The organism is Endozoicomonas sp. SESOKO3 (assembly GCF_024606255.1).
On record NZ_JAHHPR010000805.1, the window covers coordinates 1 to 1,274 of the forward strand.

General features: G+C 47.7%; 2 protein-coding genes. Both read right to left on the bottom strand.

Features of this window, described 5'->3' with window-relative positions:
• Window positions 1-721: hypothetical protein (locus KDK18_RS14470; protein WP_257255641.1), on the bottom strand; the 721-nt coding region annotated here is incomplete at its 3' end.
• 138 nt (window positions 722-859) lie between these two features.
• Window positions 860-1,274: tRNA pseudouridine(38-40) synthase TruA (locus tag KDK18_RS14475; protein ID WP_373691177.1), on the bottom strand; the 415-nt coding region annotated here is incomplete at its 5' end.

Here is a 1,274-nt window from a genome sequence, read left to right on the forward strand (position 1 = left end):
CTGTTTCTGGTTCAAGAGCTATCACTGTGTTTTGGTCATATGCGCTTATCAACTCTTTCTGGAGACTATTGGCAAATGACAGAGCAGCTTTCCTCTCCTTTTCAGAACCTCCTAATGCTCTCTCAATAAACCGTTCAACATCATCACGAACACCATCTTGATTACTGTCAATTCCTGCCAGACCCATCAACCCATCCTCACCAGGATCAGGTGGCAGATCGAATAACCAGCGAGTTTCGACAGATTGCAGACACTGCTCCCAGGAAAGGCTTTCAAAGCGCTTATTCTTGTTCAATACCAGACAGTAGCGACTATCTCTGAATTGAAAGCTCAAACGTTGCTGCAGATACCGAACCGGATAAAGGACACCAAATTTGCGCTCTGACGTTAATGGATGGAACTGCTTGCGCCATCGGAAAACATTCAGCCTTCTGCCTTCACCAGAAACCACCTCATCTTCATCTACCTCCCAGTCTTGCATTTTGTCCTGATCACAAGACCGGGAATAGGCCAATCTTCCACCGCTGAAGTGAGGCAGCCAGTTAAACTTTTTTTTAATATTCTGACTCCATTGGTCTCGCTCCTTCGAACCCTCCTGCAGACAGACCCCCTCCTCCTGACCGCCCCATTCCAGTGATCCGGCCCGAGTGAATCCACTCAACACCAATAGAGCTGCAACGAAGACAATAAAGCCTACTGTAGACATATGTCGTTTTCTCATCACCCATCCCTGGTTGCCTTAAAATAGCCATGAACGAAAAAGCATTTTCGCGGCTGTAAAGGATACTAATCGATAAAGCCAGATGCCCTATTCAATAACAGACCCCACAGGACACCGGGTTGTCAAGGAACCTCCGGGTCACCAGGGCAGCGCCGAAGCTACAAAGAAAGGGTTCGGTTCACTTTTTGGCAGTTCATACTCTGCCGGGTAACCTACATCGACAAAATAAAGACCATGGGGCTTTGCTGTAACACCCCCTTCAGAACGACTTCTGGCATCCAACACTTCTTTTGCCCAGACAGGTGGCTTTCTACCGGCACCAATCTCCAGAAGAACACCCGTGATGTTTCTTACCATATGATGAAGAAACGCATTCGCCCTGACATCTATCACAACCATATCGCCATGCCTGTAAACATTCAGGTGCTGAATTTCACGAACCGCATGTTTCGCCTGACACTGCACCGCACGGTAAGAATCAAAGTCATGTTCACCCATGAGGTACTGCCCGGCAATATTCATCCACTCTACATCCAGTGGACGGTAGTAAAAG